Origin of the sequence: Desulfosporosinus sp. (genome assembly GCF_014237355.1) — a bacterium.
GTDB lineage: Bacteria > Bacillota > Desulfitobacteriia > Desulfitobacteriales > Desulfitobacteriaceae > Desulfosporosinus.
On the sequence record NZ_JABZFS010000077.1, the window covers coordinates 39,278 to 58,227 of the forward strand.

Here is an 18,950-nt window from a genome sequence, read left to right on the forward strand (position 1 = left end):
ATAAAAAGCGACCCCGAAAGGTCGCTCTTTAAAAAATAACGAAAAGCAAGATATCAACTTTAAACTATGTTTAATCTCTTTCTTTATACTTCTCCCAGTAAGCTGTTTCTGTTAGTACTTCCCCGCCAATGCCCATGTTACTATATTCATGTTCATCTAACGTAACCGTGAACGCAGCCATAGGAATTCCTAAAGCCTGGGAAGCAGCTTGACTCATTCCATGGATAAGACTTCTCTTTTGATCAATTGTTAGGACAGGCCCATCAAAGTTAATCATTGGCATTTACAAAGCACCTCCACTGTATTGTAAAACTCTTATATTAAAATTCCCCTTTGGGATAAAAAACATGTAATCTTAAGCAACTAAACAAGCCTGTTTATTTTACCTATTCTTCAATAAATATCCTTATTTTTGGGTGCCACAGACAGGACAGTTCTGCAAGGCCAATGGTACTTCAAGACCACAGGCTTCCATCAATTCTGCATTCACTAGAATTTCAGATGTAGCCCCATCCGCTGCAATTTCCCCTTTTTTGATAACGATCGTCCGATCACACATCCCGTAAATCATGTCTATATCATGACTGGTGACAATTTTAGTATGCTTAAAGCTCCCTAAGAGATCCATAACTCTGCGTCTGGATTTTGGATCAAGGGCGGCAGTGGGTTCATCCATCACCAATATGTCTGGCTGCATCGAAAGTACCGAGGCAATAGCGGCAGCTCGCTTTTCTCCACCTGATAACTTAAAAGGGGCCCGATCTTTCAGATGAAGGATTCCAACCAACTCTAAAGCCTGGAGGACACGCTTTTCGACTTCGTTTTCATCAAGTTTATAATTACGAGGTCCAAAGGCTACATCATCATACACAGTATTCATGAAAAGCTGATCATCCGGATCTTGGAAAACCATACCTAACCTTTGACGGATCATTGGAAGTGTCTTTTTAGTAACATGAACATCTCCTACAGAGACTTCTCCTTCGCTTGGAAACAGAACCCCCATTAGCAGCATTAGTAAAGTAGATTTTCCTGCTCCGTTCGCTCCAATTATCCCTACTGACTCTCCATGATGGATGCAAAAGGACATTCCTTTAACCGCTTCGTGTCCATCCGGGTAATTATAATGCAGATCCTTAACCTCTAGTTTATGGTGACTCATCTTATCACTCCCGTTATCAATGACCCAATTAACATTGGAATATTATAAAATCTTACGGTAATAAAGAACAAAAACCATACTGCTAGATAAACCCAATCCCCAATTCTGAGTTTCCCAAAGCTCCCTGTATTATACTCCCCTGCAAAACCTCTTAAACACATTGCTTCATATATTCGCTGGGCTCTATCAAAGGTCCGGAGTAATAGTTGTCCTGCCAGTGACCCCCATGCGCTTCGGTGGACACCTTTTTGTTTAGGTGCTCTAAGAGAATAAGCCCTTAACGTCCGAGCTACCTCCTCCATCAATACAGAGATATAACGGTAGGTTAAGAGCAATTGGAGCACAAAGATACGAGGTATTTTAAGCATCCTTAAAGCGGATCCTAACCGGTCCATTCCAGTGGTCGCAATAAGCAGTAAGGCTGCGGTGACAGTTAATCCGCTTTTTAACAATATCGATAAAAAGGTAACCCAACCTCTTGAGATTTCCCGATCACCCAGCACAAAAATCTGCTTGTCAAAAAAAGGATTCAAGATACCTATTCCAATAATGAAGGGTGAGACAAGTAAGATCCTTAAAACTATTGGTTTCACAGGAAGTTCTGCCAAGGTAAAGACCATCACCGGATATATTACTAAGGGCAGTATTCCACCAATATCATATCGACCAAAGGAGACAACCACAGTTAAATAACTAACTGTGGCTAATAATTTTACAAGTGGATGTAGTTTATGGATCACAGTATCCTGTCGAGCCAGATCATCAAGAAGCCGCATGTTATATAATGAATCCATGATGTTTGACATAACAACAATCCCATCAAATTTTTGTATTATTACTAAAACTATTAGTAGTTTCCAAGACATTTCAAGAAGAGAAATTCTAACAACGAATTGTTATGCACTAAACCTATTTTTACGTTTCTTTAACATAGAAACACCTAATCCCATAAGCACAGCCAAAGCAAGCGTCATTCCACCGCCAACTAACCCAGCAGTACTCGTCCCTCCACTTACAGCAGGCCATACTTCTTCGCCTTCTCCAACGACTTGTTCCATTTCACTTTCAGATGCCTTAAAGGAATAATCGGGTAAGAAGGATGTTTTAGTCTGCAGATCAGACAACTGCTGATGTAGAGTACCTGTTGCCTCCAATTCGGCTGTTCCTGCGGTCTTAATCATGGCCCATTCCAAGCCGTCTGGGTTGGAAGAGGCAAACCAGGATAACCCCGCCCCAGTGACCATTGCTATCACAACCATTCCTGCAACAACCTTCTTTATGGAGACATTTCCAATAGCTTCTCCAGAGGCTGCCCTTTCAATAATTTCCGGCCGTGAGTTCCAAATATATGTTACTACAGCGGCTGTGACAAGCCCTTCTACAGCACCAATCGCCAAATGAATGGGTTGCATTAATAATACAAATGTCCCAAAAGGCAACTCAGTCTTACCAGAAAAGAGCGTCTGTAAAACAACCCCGAAAGCCCCCATCTGAAGACCGATCATCGCCGTAAGTACCGAGGCAAAGACAATCCTCTTCTTAGAATACCCCTTTCCCATAAAGGCTTTATAAATTAACGGATAGGCAACGAAACAGGTGAAAAAGCCCATATTAAAGATATTACTCCCTAAAGCAAGCAAACCTCCATCTGCGAAAAAAAGAGCTTGGATCGTGAGAACTGATGCCATAGTGAGGAAACCTGCATAGGGTCCAAGTAAAATAGCAAGAATCAAGCCTCCTCCAATATGACCGCTGGAGCCAGTCCCTGGTATCGTAAAATTGATCATCTGGGACGCAAAGATAAATGCTCCCATCACTCCCATTAATGGAACCTTCTTCTCATCCATCTCAGTTTGAATTTTCTTAATCGAATAGGCCGCAACACCCGCAGTAGCAACCCACATGGCTCCACCTACAACAGGTGAAATCAAAGCATCTGCCATATGCATAAGGATTCCTCCAAACTTTTTTGAGTCCATATCGTATCTTATTTTTCACTTTTATTCAAACGGTTGATTTTTATAAATTCTATTAAAGGTTTATCTAATGCATTATTCCCCCTTCCTTTCTATTACACAAAAAAACAAAAAACCACAAAGTTGACCCTACTGGGTTCAAACCTCCATGGTTTTTGCAAACGCTTTCATAGCCTTGCCCTACAAGTTTAATTTTTTAAATATTCTACAAAGATATCTATAAAACATATATAACACATTTTGTTCTAGTTAGTCAATACATTTATTTGTGAAAACGAAGAGATGGGATCAACACTCTTAAGTCTTTGATGATGATCTTGTTCAGTTACTATAAAAAACCTTCTCCAAATACCTCGTATTGGAGAAGGTTTTTTGCTATTATTGCAGGTTCTTATCGGGGCATCCACTGCATCCGCCGCATCCGGAACACTTTACACCCCTTTTTTTATCCCTGACTATTTTATATATAGCAAGTGCAACGAGTCCAGCTACTACACCAATGACTATAAAATCTACCATGCTCATACCTTCACCGACCTCATTCCGGCAGATATTTCATTACCTTTACTGCCTTTTCTCATTAGGTAACCAACATAAGCTGCTATAAGAGCTACCGCGATTAGTCCTCCAATAAATCCAGAGCCTACTGTTCCAGTCGTTATTAAAGTACCTATCTGGTATACAAAGAAAGCCAATGTATAACCCATACCTAGTTGAAAACCTACAGCACCCAAAAGCCACTTGCGGGATTCCATTTCAGAGTTCATGGCACCTATGGCCGCAAAGCAAGGTGGGGTAAAGAGGTTGAATACCAGATAAGCAAGTCCGGCTACTGCACTAATTCCAAAGATCGTGCTTACTTCTGTACTTCCCCCAACAAGTGCTAATTCTTCAACATCGATAAAATTCGTTATACTAAAGCAAACAGCTAAGGTTCCGACTACGTTTTCCTTTGCAATAAATCCTGTTACTGCTGCTGCTGCAAACTGCCACAGCCCAAAGCCAAGTGGGATAAATAATACCGCTAAGGGTGAAGCAATGCTGGCTAATATACTTGTCTCCGGCGCATTCTCCGCAACAACTTGTAATTGCCAGTTAAATGATTGTAAGATTTGAACTACAGCGTTGCAGACTAGAATAATTGTCCCTGCTTTGATAATGAAGGCTTTTGCTCTCATTAACACAGATATTGCTGCTCTCTTCAGACTTGGTAATCTATATTCTGGAAGTTCCATAATGAAGTAGGACTTAGAATAATCCCCAGTAATTTTTCTGATGATTAACGCGCTTATAATTATAACAATAATTCCCAGGAAGTACATTGAGGTTCCAACCCAGCTGTTATCCCCAAAAAATACACCGGCAAAAAGTGCTATGATTGGGAGTTTAGCGCCGCAAGGCATAAATGGGGTTAACATCGCTGTGGTGCGCCTCTGTCGTTCGTTTTTGATGGTTCTTGTCGCCATAACTCCAGGGATACCACAACCGGTACCAATAATCATAGGTATGATCGATCTACCGGATAATCCAACTTTTTTAAAGAATCTATCTAAAACGATCGCTACCCTTGCCATGTATCCACTATCCTCCAATAGTGCTAAGCAGAAAAACAACACCATAATCAGTGGTAAAAATCCAACCACAGCACCAACACCGCCAATGATACCATCAAGAAGCAAAGCAGCAACTACGGGGTTTACGTCTTCGCCGAGCAGAGAGGCTATACCTTCGTACAACATGTCGATCCATCCAACAAAAGTATCTGCCAGCAGTGGTCCAACCCATGACTGAGAGATCGAAAACACCAGCCAAATTATTGCTGCAAAAATCGGAATCCCCAGCCATTTGTGAGCAATTACCCTATCAACCTGGTCTTGTAGGGTTTGCTTTTCCGAACTTACCTTTCTTCTCTCGACTTCCGTAACTACATTATTTACAAAGGCATATCGTTTTTTATCCGCTTTTTCAAATTCTTCCTTGGTCGAGGCTTTTTTTACACCATTAATATTCGGAGGAATTTGTTTTTTGTTTGACTTGCCAAGGGTTATTACAGCATCTATAAGCTTAGGCATACCGTTATCTGATGATTTAGTCGCTGAAGTCAGAATAACAGGGCACTTAAGTGCATCACTCAATGCCGGAACATCAATAGTGTTTCCCTTTTTATCTATCAAATCACTCTTATTTAGGGCAATAATAACGGGTATACCCAGCTCCAGTAATTGTGTAGTAAAGAACAAACTTCTGCTTAAATTTGTTGAGTCGACTATATTAATGATGACATCAGGGTTTTCGTTTTGCACAAAGTCTCTGGTTATCGACTCTTCACTCGTGTATGGCGACATGGAGTATGCGCCGGGTAAGTCCACCACAACCAAGTCTTCATTCTTTGGGTTAAGGCTCTGCTTAACATCCCCTTCCTTTTTCTCCACGGTAACCCCAGACCAATTTCCAACATGCTCGATTTTACCCGTAATAGCATTAAACAATGTTGTTTTTCCACTATTGGGGTTTCCAGCTAAAGCAATTTTCATATGTTCCTCCTTGTAAAAAGTTAGCTCGATCTAACTTTTTGATTAATGTTTCTCTTGTAGTAGTTCCAGTAGACATGGTTTTTATGAACTCCCACTCCCAGTTTTTGAAGTAGGAGTCCTAACTTGATTAGATAGTTTATACCATAATTGCATCTGCTAAATCTTCGTCTATACTGTACCTTGCATCTTTGATGTTAATTATATAGTTAGAGGCCAATTTTGATATGATAGTTATTTTTTCCCCAGGATAACAACCAAGGGTAAATAGAAATTCACGAATATCTTCATAATCCGTATTAACACAATTCACAGTATAAGTCGTATTTAACATCGCTTTTGATAATGCCATCATGTTTGACCTCCTTATGTTATATTACGAATTGTTTCTGATGCTCAATAAAACTGGAATTAGCTTATGTCCAAATAAGAAACCTGTCCGATTATAATAATCATTATCAGTTATTCTTTGCAAATTACCCCCTGTTTCAAACATCAATACCACTTCCTTGACTTACTCTAATTTTAGCTTAATTGATAATGAATGTCAATAAGATTTAACATCGAAGTTGAGCAATTTTTCGAGTCACTTTTTGGCAATTTCCTCATGATTCTTAACAATAGATTCTTCCATCTTTTTAATGGTAACTGGACTTATGACATGTTCCATTAAACATGCGTCTTTCTCGGCCGTCTGATAATCAACCCCAAGTATTTCTACTAAGAATTTCCTCAGTACTCGGTGACGTTTTTTTACGTCTACAGCATATACCTCACCCATACGAGTCAATATAATAGGCCCATAGCTCTCCTGAGTAACCAACCCTAAATTCTTCAATTTATTAAGTGTTATAGTAACAGTCGATTTAGCAATATTCAACTTTTCTGCAACATCAGTTACCCTAATTTCTTTTTCGGTTTCACCTAACTCCAGGATTACTTCTAGGTAATCCTCTAAAGCAGAAGTTAACACAATTGAATCGTTTGACACTATTTTCACCTTTCTTATAAAACAGAATAAGTTTTACCATTCTAACTTTTTATGTAAAATATACCAAACCACATGATCTTTATGTCAATACTCAGCTTGTTGGCATCTCACATATTGTCAATCTAAAAAATTCCCAATGGTTGCTTTAATAAGACACCTATCGTTAACGTATCAAAGTCTTATCTTATCAGAGTCTTAATTTCATGATAAACGTAAGTGCAAAAAATGCAGATGTGACTAGCACAATCGTTGCCCCGGTAGCTGTTCCCCAAAAATATGATATGATTAAGCCCGATAGTCCCGAGATAAGGGCTATCATAACAGAGTAAACGTGATATTGCCTCATATTTTTAGCAATATTACGCGAAGCAGCTGCAGGTATAATCAGCAGCGAACTGATAATCAATATCCCTACCCATTGTATAGAAATTGTTACGATAACTGCCATCATTATTGTAAATAGATACTCGTATCCCCTAACCCTAATCCCTCTACTTCGAGCTAATGATGGATTCATACTTGATAGAAGAAGCTTATTAAAAATAATAACCCATAAAAGGATAACCATTACAAAGACAATTCCCAGTGTCAACAAATCCGTTGGACTGATACTTAACAAATCTCCAATAAGATACCCTGAATATTTGTTGAAACCACCATTTCGTGAGAGTATGACAAGGCCTAGCGCAACTGCCGTCGAAGAAAATACCCCAATGATCGTATCTGTCGAGGCTGTATTGGCCTCTTTCACCACCAAAATGGCGATGGTAATCAACACCGCGAAGAATAGTATCGACCAAACAGGATTTTTGATACCCAATATAACCCCAATTGCGATCCCTGTTAGAGCGGAATGACCTAATGAGTCCGAAAAGAAGGCCATTTTGTTATTTACGATCATGGTGCCCAGCAAACCGAAAATTGGGGTTACCAGTAAAACGCCCAACAGGGCATTCTTCATAAAGCCGTGCTGTAACCATCCGAAAGGAAGCAAACTATCCACTAAGCTATACCATAAGTGCATTATCCACCCTATCCTTTTCATCCCTCTGAAAACGATTAGACCAATCTAAACCGAATGCTTGAATCACTTGGGTATTGGTAAAGACTTCTTGCGGAGTCCCACAACATTCAATCGTTTTATTATTAACAAAAGCTATGCGATCTGCATACTCCGCAACCAAACTGAGATCATGTGAAACCAGAATAATTGACAAATCATAATTATCTCGAAGAGTCGAAACTGTTTCATAGAATAATTCCAAACCTTTCTGATCAATACCCGATACGGGTTCATCCAGTAACAACAGATGTGGAATTGGATCTAGGGCAAGTGCTAATAATACTCTCTGTAACTCGCCACCAGATAATTCTCCTAGCCGTTTATTGATTAGATGCTCCCCTCGAGTCCTTGCTAAGCTTTCACGGACACGTTCGCGCATCTTTTTAGGGTATGTAAACCAAATTGGAATATTAGTATGTGCTGCAGCAAATAAATCCAGGACAGTCGTAGGGGAGCTGGAATCCAAATCGAGCTTTTGGGGAACATATCCAATGGAGGGTCTTCTTGTCCCATTTTTCTGGGCATCAAGAAATTGGAGTTCACCCGTATGGGAAACTTCTCCCAAAATAGCCTTAAGAAGCGTACTTTTCCCCGCTCCATTAGGTCCGATAATCGCGGTCAAATCTCCACAGTGGATGTGGAGATTGACATTCCTTAATATATCTATACCACTACGTTTAACCCCGAAGTTATTGATTTTTGTACAACATAAACCGCATTCGCAGGTTTTACATTTAGTATTAGCGCATTTATGATGTTTTTTCATTTTAATGCCTCTTGTAAAGTTAGGAGATTGCTTTCCATGAGATTAATATACGCGTCAGCCTCCATCGGCCCCGTTACGATTGGATCAAGGGTATACACTATTGCCCCCGTCTCGTTGGCAATAGTATCTGCTGCTTTAACAGGATATTGAGGTTCAGCAAAGAGCGCAGTGATTTTCAGGTTCTTAATCTTCTCAATAGTTTCACCTAATTCTTTAGCATTGGGTGCAGAACCCGGTTCACGTTCAATAACTCCTGCAATGTTCAAGTTAAATTCCTTTGCAAAATAAGGGAAGGCCTCATGGAAAGTAACAACGTTACGCTGTTGTATGTCATCTAAAGTTTGATGCATTTTCGTCCTTAAGACCTCGAGTTTTTTAATATAGGTTTGGGTATTTTCTCGATATTTTTTGGAGTTATCTGGATCGAGGGCAGCGAGCTGATCTCCAATTGTCTGTACTTGAGTAATGGCGTCCGTTATACTTAACCAAACATGGGGGTTATCTCCTTCATCCCCTTCTCCAGGAATTAACGTTATTCCTTTGCTGGACTCGATGATTTTTAGATCAGGCATTTGACTAGTAACTTTATCCATAAACGATTCCATTCCTGCTCCATTAATGACCAGGATTTGTGCGCCCTCCAAGTTTTTCATATCATCAGGCGTAGGCGCATAGTCATGCAGGCATCCCGTCGTTGGCTTTGTCAAACTTACAACATTAACGTTAGGGATATCTTTTGCAATATTTAAGGTGAAAATATACATCGGGTAAAATGAAGTGGCTATCTTTACGGCCCGTTCAGTCTTGGAATCTGCGGTTTGACTAACAGTAGCCTTAGACTCATTGTTTGCTCCGCACCCAGTTAACATCAACAAACTAAATATCATAAGACAAAGGATTTTTATTAAATTTGAACGCATAGAACTATCCCCTTTTTTCTAATTGCAACTGCCTTGCATTTGCATCTTATGTAAATTATACTCTATTATTACTAATTGTAAACCATTATTTAACTTCTTAATCGCTCAAACATTGGAAATATCCTACTTAAGAAATCTATATTAGGGAATGCTCGACAAATATATGGGCTAAATATTTGCTAAAATATTAAAATGGTTTAAAATGAACATAGTAATAGGATATTAAGGATTAAGGAATGATCTTTTTGGAACAATATTCAAACTATAGAGAACTGCTTAAAAGAGAAGGTATAAAAAACACCAAGCACAGGACCGCTATCCTCGAAATCCTCGAAGAGTCTGACTCACCAAAAACGGCAGAACAATTATTTATATCCTTAAAAGATAAGACCGCTTCAATAGATATGTCTACTGTATATAGGACTCTTGATACCTTTACCTCTAAGAACTTAGTCATTAAATCGAATCGAGTAGATGATGGTAAAGCTCTTTATGAATTGAACCACCACGAGCATAAACACCATCTTTTATGCGTAGGCTGCCACAAGTTGATATCCATCGAAGATTGTCCCATTGGCGAATTACAGCAAATGCTTAAACGAAAAATAGACTTTGATATTACGGGACATAAACTTGAGATCTATGGTTATTGCCATGATTGTAAAAACTTTAAAGAGCCATCCACTGATGGTGAAGATGTGTAAAAATCCATCCTACTAGACATAATATTGCGAATGTTTTTTTGAATTAGCAGGAAATTATTTTTGACTGTCGAATAAGTTATTAATTAGATTTTCCTATAATAATAGTGCACAAAAAAGACCATGGAGGTCTACCCAATAATTAAGGGTATCTCTATGGTCTTTTTTAGTCTTCAAAAAGATTCAGCTAGCACCAATCCTCCGGCGCCTTCCGTGGCTACAGGGCCAAGTGTCCCTGAGCCACGGAAGGAACGCCAGAAGGGACCGCCTGCCATGAATGGCCAGGTGTCCCTGTAGCCACGACCCGACGGGACCTTTAGAAAGTATGTAACGACAAATTGTCTAGTACAAAAAAAGAAGGAGCAATTATATGTGTGAAGCAAATGCCTATCTACGAGATGGAGAAACTGAAGAAATGTTCATGGAGTCAGTTGATATCATTGAGCCTTATGAAAACGGCCTAAAGCTCATTGATATTTTTGGAATGCAAAAATTTATTCAAGCTAAGATCAAAGACATGACTCTTCTGAACCACCGTATTGTATTGGAAAAAATTGATTAGTAACTGTACGAAAGGGGCTATTATATGTCCATTACGTTTCAATCAATCGGAACAATCCACACGCCCTATTTTGACTTAAATACTCCTCATCAGCCGATACCTAATGCACCTGGTGATTTCTGGATCACATTAAATCCCGAGTATGCTAGTGCCCTAGAAACACTAGACACCTTCAGCTATATTTATGTACTCTATCATTTAAATGACGTTACACAGCCGATAGAGCTTCTTACAAGATCTCCCTGGGCTCCTGAAACTGAAATCGGACTCTTTGCCAGCCGTTCTCCAAAAAGACCCAATCCCATTGGTCTAAGTATTGTTCAGATTAAAGCAATACAAGGCAATGAACTTATTATTTCAGGAATTGATGCCTATAATGGGACTCCCCTACTTGACATCAAGCCCTATATGCATTTCCTCGACAGCAAGGTGGATGCTAATAATGGCTGGTTAGACTCACTTCCCGAGAGTAAACATACAATGGCCCACGTCCTCGGGCTTCCTCATAACCATGATCACGATCACGACCATAACCACAACCATGATCACGACCATACTCCACTTGAAGATAATCACACCCGTTATGACCATAATCATACCCATAGACACACCAAGCATCTGCACAGCCATAACGATTAGATTCCTTCTTGACCTTTATGCCAATGCTAATCAAATATCTTGTTAAACCCCTGCAAAAAGATAGAGGCTGATGTGGTTTTATTAACACATTATCCTCTATCTCTATATATAAACTTTTTGCTATTACTTAGTGTTGGTTAGGAGCCGAACCAGGGGTTGGTTGAGTAGGTTTAGGCTGAGAATATTGTGGATTGTTTCTTGTATGATCATTATACCCTGGTTGAACTTCTCTACCTCCTGCTGGTTGAGGATCTTTGCCATACTGAGCTGGGCCACCATATTTTTCGTTAGGATTTTCTTCGTAAGAAATTTCATTTCCTTGGTTCCAAGGACCTCTGCTATCCCCCGTACCTGTTGACATATTCATGTATTTCTTGGAGAAATCCGAATCACGGAAATCTTTCTTTACTCCACTGCCTTGGATTGTACTAATCGCTTGCATAAAGGAGAAGTTATGTGATTCCTCACGACTCAGTAGGAAACGAATCATGTCTTTAACTCCAGCATCATCCGTTTGTTGGAGAAGTCGCTCATAAATAAGCTTCGCCCGAAGTTCTGCCCCCGCATTCGATGTAAGATCCGTGTATAGATCTCCTGTTGAATTAATGTACGCGGCTGTCCAAGGTACCCCACCGGAGTTAATCAGAAGTGGTCCACCTCCGAGCAAGGCCATATGATTAGCATCGAAATCTTTGGGAATGCTATCGACGGGCCCAATCAGCATACCCAGACATTCACCGACCATTTCTAAATGGCTTAATTCTTCGGCAGCGATATCCTGCAACAAATCCCTAATCTTTGGATCATTACATCCTAAACTCTGTGAAAAATATTGTAGTGCTGCTTTAAGCTCACCATTACCACCACCAAATTGTTCAAGTAAGAGAACGGCAAATCGGGGATCCGGTTGATCGACATGCACCGTATATTCCATATCTTTAATATGTTTAAACAATTATAATCAATCCTCCCTTTTATTGCGTAAATGAGAAGTTATACTCATTTCAATACATAGTATCTGATTTGCATTGACCTTTTATCCAAATTTCTTATTTAATATATTTTCCAGTTGGTTCTTATTTGTTAATACAAAAAAGCACAGGCATTATAAATGACCTGTGCTCTTATTAGCTTTTGGTATCATGTAAGGAATGGTCGCGTAGTTGAGTATATTACGAAAAGAAGAGTATCATACACACAACAAATATAACAAGGGCAATACTTACAGCTGTACTAATGGACCACTCCTTGAGAGTGCCGGGATAGGCAGATTTCACTTTTTGCAAGGCTTTTTTGGCTTCCTTATCGCCAGCCATAGATACAACTACATTCGATGCCCCTATTTTCATTGCCCCCAAAGGGTTTTTGCTAAACCAAATTGCAACATTTGGGATCTTCTCCAGTAAAACATACCCAAGTTTGTTATAGGTCCATGCCACCGGAACAGAAAGAAACGAAACAAGAATATGCGCCCCTCTTCTGTATATCCAGTCAGTATCCATGGTAAGGGTTTCGGTTCTCTTGAGGTATTTCAGAAGCATAAAGAAGGCCAAAGCCGAGAACATCAGGAGTTGGAGCTGGCCAACAACGTGATCACCAGTATAGGGTACATAACTTACCGGGTAAGGTAGTAGACGGTATAACATTTGGGGATATACTCCAACCAGGATACACATGAAAGCGAGGAAGCCCATAGCTACCAGCATGTTTCGCGGAAGTTTCTTTTCATTAGGCCTAAGGCCTGAATCTTTAGCAAAGAACACAAAGTAGGGGAACTTAATACCCGCGTGCAAGAACACACCTGCTGAAGCCACTGTAAGCAACATCCATATAATGGTAATTTGTTCATATCCTGCTGCTGAGGCAATCATAGATTTTGTCGTAAAACCTCCCGTTAGCGGGAAGCCTGAAATAGATGCAGCGCCGACTAAGCAAAAGACCAGGGTCCAAGGCATAGTCTTATATAACCCGCCCAGTTCGCTAGTTTTAGTGCGGCCGGTTAAATACAACACGGCACCGGCGGACATCATCAGCAAGGCTTTATATAAGATATGGGCAAAGGCGTGAGATGCAGCCCCGTTAATGGCCAATTCAGTACCAATCCCTATACCAACTACCATAAAGCCCACCTGGTTAATAACACTGTAGGACAATACCCGTCGCATATCGTTTTCGAGGATAGCAAAGACAATACCGTAAATAATCATCGTAATTCCGAGCCACATCAATATCTCGGTACCAGCAAAGCCCCTAGCTAGAGTGTAAACAGCGGTTTTAGTAGTAAAGGCGCTTAAAAATACAGTCCCCACTACGGTACTCTCGGGATAAGCATCTGGAAGCCAAGCCGAGAGAGGAAATATTGCGGCGTTCACAGCAAAGCCCAGCAGGATAAACCCTGAGGCTAACCCGCTCAACCCAATCAGATTAAACTCTAGGGATCCAGTTTCGGCAACATGCATCAAAATACCAATCATGAGCATTAACCCGCCGAAAAGGTGCACCATGATGTACCTAAAAGCTGCTTTGATGGAGGCCTGGGTCCTTCTAGCAAAAACTAAGCAAGTTGAAGCTAAGGCCATAATCTCCCAGAAGATAAATAGGGATAGCAAATCACCAGCAAACACAACTCCCAGTGAACTACCGGCATACAAAAAGGCGGCTGTCAACTGCAAATTGTCTTCTTCATGAGCTGCATATATGGCTCCAGCAAAAGCCATGATTACAAAGATATAAGCAAAAACCATACTCAATTTATCAACACGAGCAAATATCAGTTGATAATCCCATAAATTGAGTACCCAACTACTACCTTCTGGCATATTAAGCAGATTCAAAAAGGCTAGCGCTGGAAGCAGAATCATATAAACCTGCTTGAGTCTTCCTCTAAGAAAAGGAATAAGGGCCGCCCCTGCAATAAAAATAAAGGCAGGCGGTAGAAAGCTAGTCATAATAGTCCTCTCCTTTTTGCAGCCAAAACTTACCTAAAAGCTTGGAGACGGCAATGATTATAGCACAAGATAAAAATCCGTAGACTGCGTTAAAGGCGGGAAAGCCAGCCCAAGGGAAATAAGGATGCTTTTCAACCAAGAATTCTAAAATCAGGAGCAATACCAAGCTTGCATAAAACAAATAACGAACTGCTGTACCTACATTAGGTCTTTCAAAGTACTCTATGATCTTATTCATATTCGTTCCAGTTACCCCCCTGTCTTCCCATTTTGGGTACGTATCGTTCTGTTATTTACATTACGAGAGACACTACCATTCTGGCAAGATCAAGCAGCAGCGAAGGCCAGAAAAAGAGAGTTAGTGTCCCAAGGGCCGTGATAACCAGGGGAACAACAACCATTGGAGGAGCTTCCCGTAAACCCTCCACTTCATCAGTCGGCAGCTCTTTAAAAAACGCCGAGTAAATAATCGGCAAAAAGTAAGCAGCATTTAATAGTGTACTTGCCACAAGTACCACCATAATTGGCAACATGTGAGCTTCCACAGTTCCCAAAATCAAGTACCACTTACTGACAAACCCTCCAAAGGGCGGTATAGCAATCATCGAAAAAGCTCCTACGGTAAAGGCAGCCATGGTGAAGGGCATCCTCCTACCGATCCCGTCCATCTGGCTGATATATTTCTTTCCTGTAGCCACAAAAATCGCACCAGCTACAAAGAAGAGTGTAATCTTACCAAAGGCATGAATAGTAATGTGAATAATACTGCTAGTAATGCCACTTGGTGTCAATAGAGCAACCGCCAGAACAATATAGGAAAGCTGACTCACTGTGGAATAGGCTAACCGAAGTTTTAAATTATCCTGTTTCAAGGCCAGAATAGAGGCCGTAATGATAGTGAAAGAGGCAAAATAAGCTAAATAGGTTCCGAGCCCAATTTCACTTAGCAAGTCGATACCAAACACAAAAAGCAAAATCCTAACAACCGTGAAAACACCGACCTTTACTACTGCAACAGCGTGCAGTAGGGCACTCACAGGAGTGGGTGCAACCATAGCAGATGGTAACCAGGCATGAAAGGGCATCATACCTGCCTTTGCTATGCCCGCAATATAGAGAACAAAAATTATACTGATTATTGTATAAGAGGCTTTGCCCGCCAAAATTCCCTGACTGGCAAAATCTAGAGTTCCTGCGTAATTGTAGGTTAAAAACATGGCTGGAAGGAAGAAGAAAATCGAGGTACCCATTAAGTAGGTAAGGTATCTCCTTGCTCCTTTAATGGCTTCAGATGTTTCTTCATGGGCAACCAGGCCAAAGGTCGTTACAGTAATAATCTCGTAGAAGACAAACAGGGTAAATACGTTTGCTGAAAAAGCGGCGCCCATAACTGCAGACAGAGCTAGAGCAAAACACATAAAAAACCTGGTCTGGGCATGTTCATCCAATGAGCGCATATAGCCTATTGCATAAACAGATGTTATAATCCACAAAAATGACGCTGTTAAAGCAAGGGTCATGCCAAGTGAATCCACTCTGAAAGCAATGTCAAGTCCTGGCAGAACTGTTGTCACATGATACTCAATAACCTTACCTGCAAGAATTGTCGGCAGCATTGAAACCACCAGGCCGAATTTTAGTACAGCGGCTAACATTGTCCACATTTCTCTTAGGTTTGGGTATTTGCCAGAAATACCTATAAATACTACTGCCAGCAGTGAAACCAGAATTGCATATACCGGCCTTGCTGATTCAATTATTTCCAAGTTCATCACCTCTTATTTCAAAAGAATCACGGCCGCTTTTTCTGCCAAAGATACTGGTGCATAGGCAAAGACACCGAAAACTAGGCACAGCATAGCAACTGTAAGTGTAGGAATCAGCATAGATGCGGGCGCATCGTTAGACTTGGGCTTCTGGTGATCATCATGTTCGTGCCCATGACTTTCTTCTCCCAGGGCAGGCTTAAACCATACGGCATCTATAATTCTCCAAAAATAAATCGCAGTTAAAAGAGAGCTTAATAGAATTACTGGAACAAGCCACCACATCCCAATCTCGATTGAAGCAACAGCAAGGTACCATTTGCTAACAAAACCAACCGTCAGAGGAACGCCAGTCATGGAAAGTGCAGCAATAGTAAAGGCAGCCATGCTTAAGGGCATTTTCTTACCCAAACCCCGGAAGTTTTCTATGCTGGTGAGGCCTGTTCTATATACCACGGCTCCCACGACAAAGAATAAAGCCCCCTTCATCATGGCATGGTTTAACAAATGTATCAAGGATCCAATCATACCGTTGACACTCATTAATGAAATGCCCAGCACGATATAACCAACTTGCCCAACACTCGAATAGGCTAACATCTTCTTGATATCGGTTTGCGCTAAAGCCATAATAGACCCAGCCAGGATAGCCGCCACCGCAAGGATCAGTAGAATAGGCTGAATGTTAAAGGGCGCGAGAGTATAAAACTCTGGTTCAAATACCGTAAACATGACGCGAATTATGGCATAGGCTGCTACCTTGGCGCCAGTTGCCGCCATAACAGCACTAACTGCAGAAGGAGCATGGGTATACACATTAGGCATCCAAAAGTGCATCGGAAACAAAGCCAACTTGATACAAAGCCCTATCACGAGAAACGTGAAGGCGGTGAAAATCGCTTTGGTCTGGTAAAATTCAGGCAGCCTAGCTGCCATGTCAGCAATATTCAGTGTACCTGTCATTAAATACAGGTAGCCGATGCCTAGCAGGAAAAATGTAGCACCGATAGTGCCCATTACTAGGTAATTGTACGCACCTAGCAGGGCTTGGCGCTTTTTGCCTATAGCTATCAGGGCATAACCGGCAAGTGCCGTTATTTCCAAAAAGACATAGATGTTAAAGATATCTCCAGTAACAACCATACCCATAAGACCAGTTACAAACAACAGATAAACACTATAGAAAAAGGGTTTTCTAGCTTCGTCAATTTCGTCGTTAATACTGTTTTTAGAGTATATAGCCCCGGCAAAAGCCATAAAGGAAACAATAATCATCACAAAAACATTTAAATTGTCAATTGCGTACTCAATACCCCAGGGTGGTTGCCAGCCACCCATCCAATAGCTGATATCCCCCTGCAGCAAAACAGTTTGTAACAGGGAAAGAGAGATAACAAAACTTATGAACGTTGTTATTGTTACCGTATACCAACTTAATACCCAGTGTATGCGACCAATGATAGGTGTAATAATCGCAGCTAGCAGAGGTATCACTATCAACAGAGCGGGCAAATGTTTAATCATTATGCTTGTTCAACTCCAGTATTTGATCTTCCTCTATGGTTCCGTATTCACGGTATATAAGCATGACAAAGGTCAGAGCCACAGCAGTAGTGCTAATTCCTACTACAATAGCAGTAAGCATTAATACCTGGGGAAGTGGGTTATCATAAATAACATGTTTTGCCCCTTTTATGAGGACAGGCGCGGTTCCACCCTCAATTTTGGACATTGACACATAAAACAGGAGCACAGCCGTTTGAAAAACGTTTAACGAGATAATCTTTTTTATCAGGTTTTGTCTAGCCATTACCCCATATAACCCAGTTGTTAACAAAATTATTACAATCCAATAATTATATTTCGCAAGTAGTTCAACCATTGGCATCTATCCTTACTGTTTCATAAAATAGGGTTATCATTACCGCGGCAACAGTTATACCTACACCTATTTCTATACCTAAAATTCCAATGATACTGGCAAATTTGGGGTCAGGCAAAAGCACATTATACTGAAGGTAGTTACCACCAAGGAAAAGTGCTAAAACGCCGATACCACCATAAAGCAAAACCCCCGAGGAAACCAACAAGTCTTTCGCCTTTACAGACATCCTCTGTTGAGCCTCTTTGAAGCCAAATACTAGGGAGTAAACTATAATACTCACTCCCAAAACCACACCACCCTGGAACCCCCCACCGGGGCCCAGTTCTCCGTGGACTATTACATACAGCCCAAAGAGTTGAATAAAAGGCATCAAAAACTTAGTTACCGTTTTCTTAATGATGTCTTTGTCCTGCTCACTGCCAGGCGGATTCGTTTTAGTTGGCTTTATTCCAACGCCCTTGACAGTACATTTGTTTATGCCCGTGACCTCGTATTTCTTTAAATCTTTATTGGTATGCCTTCGCCCCCTCAGGAGCAGAATGAGACAAAAAGCAGCAGTCGCCACCACAGTGGTTTCACCCAATGTATCATACCCTCGGTAAGAGGCCAAAATGGCCGCTACAGCGTTTTCCTGACCTGTCTGTTTGTAGGCGTTCTCCAGATAATAGGGCGAGACATGGGTACTGGGCGCAATGTTAGGATCTCGCAGATTGGGGAGGTCGACGGTACCATACAATAGTACACCTGCCACCCCAACTGCAACAAGCAGAGCAGGGATGCTTATGGATTTTTTACACTCCTCGACAGATTTAGTACGGCTTAAGATAATCATAAACAGAACCGTGGAAATACCTGCACCTACAGCCGCCTCTGTTATCGCTACGTCAATGGCATTCAACCGGACCCATTCGATAGCAATCAACAGGCTGTAGACTGAGAAAATCATAATAGAACTCATTAAATCCTTTACGAGTAATACTGCAATACCACAAACCACCAGAAAAAGCGGAATGGCTACATCAATCATGTCCTCAACTCCA

General features: G+C 40.9%; 21 protein-coding genes. 3 read left to right on the top strand and 18 right to left on the bottom strand.

The features are described 5' to 3' along the window. Positions 1-70: 70 nt before the first annotated feature. The 11 genes from HGJ98_RS18505 to HGJ98_RS18555 form a co-directional block, all read right to left on the bottom strand. Positions 71-283, bottom strand: a complete 213-nt coding sequence (locus HGJ98_RS18505; protein ID WP_291353184.1) for a tautomerase family protein — start codon at positions 281-283, stop codon at positions 71-73. 123 nt (positions 284-406) lie between these two features. Next, complete coding sequence (locus HGJ98_RS18510; RefSeq protein WP_291353185.1) at positions 407-1,162, bottom strand: energy-coupling factor ABC transporter ATP-binding protein; 756 nt, start codon at positions 1,160-1,162, stop codon at positions 407-409. After that, the gene (cbiQ, locus tag HGJ98_RS18515; RefSeq protein WP_291353186.1) at positions 1,159-1,968 is read right to left on the bottom strand and encodes a cobalt ECF transporter T component CbiQ; all 810 of its coding nucleotides are present in this window, start codon (positions 1,966-1,968) and stop codon (positions 1,159-1,161) included. The genes HGJ98_RS18510 and cbiQ overlap by 4 nt, the downstream gene beginning before the upstream one ends. A gap of 90 nt (positions 1,969-2,058) precedes the next feature. Beyond that, a complete protein-coding gene (locus tag HGJ98_RS18520) occupies positions 2,059-3,111 on the bottom strand; it encodes an energy-coupling factor ABC transporter permease (protein ID WP_291353187.1) in 1,053 nt (350 codons plus the stop codon). Positions 3,112-3,516: 405 nt separating this feature from the next. Then, the gene (locus HGJ98_RS18525; protein WP_367142747.1) at positions 3,517-3,663 is read right to left on the bottom strand and encodes a FeoB-associated Cys-rich membrane protein; all 147 of its coding nucleotides are present in this window, start codon (positions 3,661-3,663) and stop codon (positions 3,517-3,519) included. Further along, positions 3,660-5,672: a ferrous iron transport protein B gene (gene feoB, locus HGJ98_RS18530; protein WP_291353188.1), complete on the bottom strand. Its 2,013-nt coding sequence runs from the start codon at positions 5,670-5,672 to the stop codon at positions 3,660-3,662. Before feoB ends, HGJ98_RS18525 begins: the two co-directional genes overlap by 4 nt. A 136-nt stretch (positions 5,673-5,808) precedes the next feature. Next, on the bottom strand, positions 5,809-6,021 hold the full coding sequence (locus tag HGJ98_RS18535; protein WP_367142748.1) for a ferrous iron transport protein A: 213 nt from the start codon (positions 6,019-6,021) through the stop codon (positions 5,809-5,811). A gap of 234 nt (positions 6,022-6,255) precedes the next feature. Next, positions 6,256-6,660: a metal-dependent transcriptional regulator gene (locus HGJ98_RS18540; RefSeq protein WP_291353190.1), complete on the bottom strand. Its 405-nt coding sequence runs from the start codon at positions 6,658-6,660 to the stop codon at positions 6,256-6,258. A gap of 187 nt (positions 6,661-6,847) precedes the next feature. Beyond that, positions 6,848-7,684 carry a metal ABC transporter permease gene (locus tag HGJ98_RS18545; RefSeq protein WP_291353191.1) on the bottom strand — a complete coding sequence of 279 codons (837 nt, stop codon included), beginning with the start codon at positions 7,682-7,684 and terminating at the stop codon, positions 6,848-6,850. Then, positions 7,668-8,489, bottom strand: coding sequence for a metal ABC transporter ATP-binding protein (locus tag HGJ98_RS18550; protein WP_291353192.1), 822 nt, complete (start codon positions 8,487-8,489; stop codon positions 7,668-7,670). Before HGJ98_RS18550 ends, HGJ98_RS18545 begins: the two co-directional genes overlap by 17 nt. Continuing rightward, complete coding sequence (locus HGJ98_RS18555) at positions 8,486-9,409, bottom strand: zinc ABC transporter substrate-binding protein (protein ID WP_291353193.1); 924 nt, start codon at positions 9,407-9,409, stop codon at positions 8,486-8,488. The genes HGJ98_RS18550 and HGJ98_RS18555 overlap by 4 nt, the downstream gene beginning before the upstream one ends. Before the next feature lie 236 nt (positions 9,410-9,645). Between HGJ98_RS18555 and HGJ98_RS18560 the strand changes: the two genes are divergently transcribed. From HGJ98_RS18560 to tsaA, 3 genes are all read left to right on the top strand, one after another. Further along, positions 9,646-10,113: a Fur family transcriptional regulator gene (locus HGJ98_RS18560; RefSeq protein ID WP_291353194.1), complete on the top strand. Its 468-nt coding sequence runs from the start codon at positions 9,646-9,648 to the stop codon at positions 10,111-10,113. A 367-nt stretch (positions 10,114-10,480) separates the two neighbouring features. Beyond that, on the top strand, positions 10,481-10,672 hold the full coding sequence (locus HGJ98_RS18565) for a CooT family nickel-binding protein (RefSeq protein WP_291353195.1): 192 nt from the start codon (positions 10,481-10,483) through the stop codon (positions 10,670-10,672). Between the two features lie 24 nt (positions 10,673-10,696). Next, positions 10,697-11,311: a tRNA (N6-threonylcarbamoyladenosine(37)-N6)-methyltransferase TrmO gene (gene tsaA, locus HGJ98_RS18570; protein ID WP_291353196.1), complete on the top strand. Its 615-nt coding sequence runs from the start codon at positions 10,697-10,699 to the stop codon at positions 11,309-11,311. Positions 11,312-11,438: 127 nt separating this feature from the next. Here tsaA and HGJ98_RS18575 read toward each other — a convergent pair whose 3' ends face one another. From HGJ98_RS18575 to HGJ98_RS18605, 7 genes are all read right to left on the bottom strand, one after another. Continuing rightward, on the bottom strand, positions 11,439-12,266 hold the full coding sequence (locus tag HGJ98_RS18575; protein ID WP_291353197.1) for a manganese catalase family protein: 828 nt from the start codon (positions 12,264-12,266) through the stop codon (positions 11,439-11,441). A gap of 217 nt (positions 12,267-12,483) precedes the next feature. Further along, positions 12,484-14,259 carry a Na(+)/H(+) antiporter subunit D gene (locus HGJ98_RS18580; RefSeq protein WP_291353198.1) on the bottom strand — a complete coding sequence of 592 codons (1,776 nt, stop codon included), beginning with the start codon at positions 14,257-14,259 and terminating at the stop codon, positions 12,484-12,486. Beyond that, positions 14,252-14,497 carry a hypothetical protein gene (locus tag HGJ98_RS18585; protein WP_291353199.1) on the bottom strand — a complete coding sequence of 82 codons (246 nt, stop codon included), beginning with the start codon at positions 14,495-14,497 and terminating at the stop codon, positions 14,252-14,254. The genes HGJ98_RS18580 and HGJ98_RS18585 overlap by 8 nt, the downstream gene beginning before the upstream one ends. A 55-nt stretch (positions 14,498-14,552) precedes the next feature. Continuing rightward, positions 14,553-16,031 (bottom strand): monovalent cation/H+ antiporter subunit D family protein, encoded by a 1,479-nt coding sequence (locus HGJ98_RS18590; protein ID WP_291353200.1) that lies wholly within the window; start codon positions 16,029-16,031, stop codon positions 14,553-14,555. 6 nt (positions 16,032-16,037) lie between these two features. Further along, entirely contained in the window at positions 16,038-17,549 is a 1,512-nt protein-coding gene (locus HGJ98_RS18595; RefSeq protein WP_291353201.1) for a monovalent cation/H+ antiporter subunit D family protein, read from the bottom strand. After that, positions 17,542-17,907, bottom strand: coding sequence for a cation:proton antiporter subunit C (locus HGJ98_RS18600; RefSeq protein WP_291353202.1), 366 nt, complete (start codon positions 17,905-17,907; stop codon positions 17,542-17,544). Before HGJ98_RS18600 ends, HGJ98_RS18595 begins: the two co-directional genes overlap by 8 nt. Next, positions 17,900-18,937, bottom strand: a complete 1,038-nt coding sequence (locus HGJ98_RS18605) for a DUF4040 domain-containing protein (RefSeq protein WP_291353203.1) — start codon at positions 18,935-18,937, stop codon at positions 17,900-17,902. The genes HGJ98_RS18600 and HGJ98_RS18605 overlap by 8 nt, the downstream gene beginning before the upstream one ends. Between the last annotated feature and the right edge of the window lie 13 nt (positions 18,938-18,950).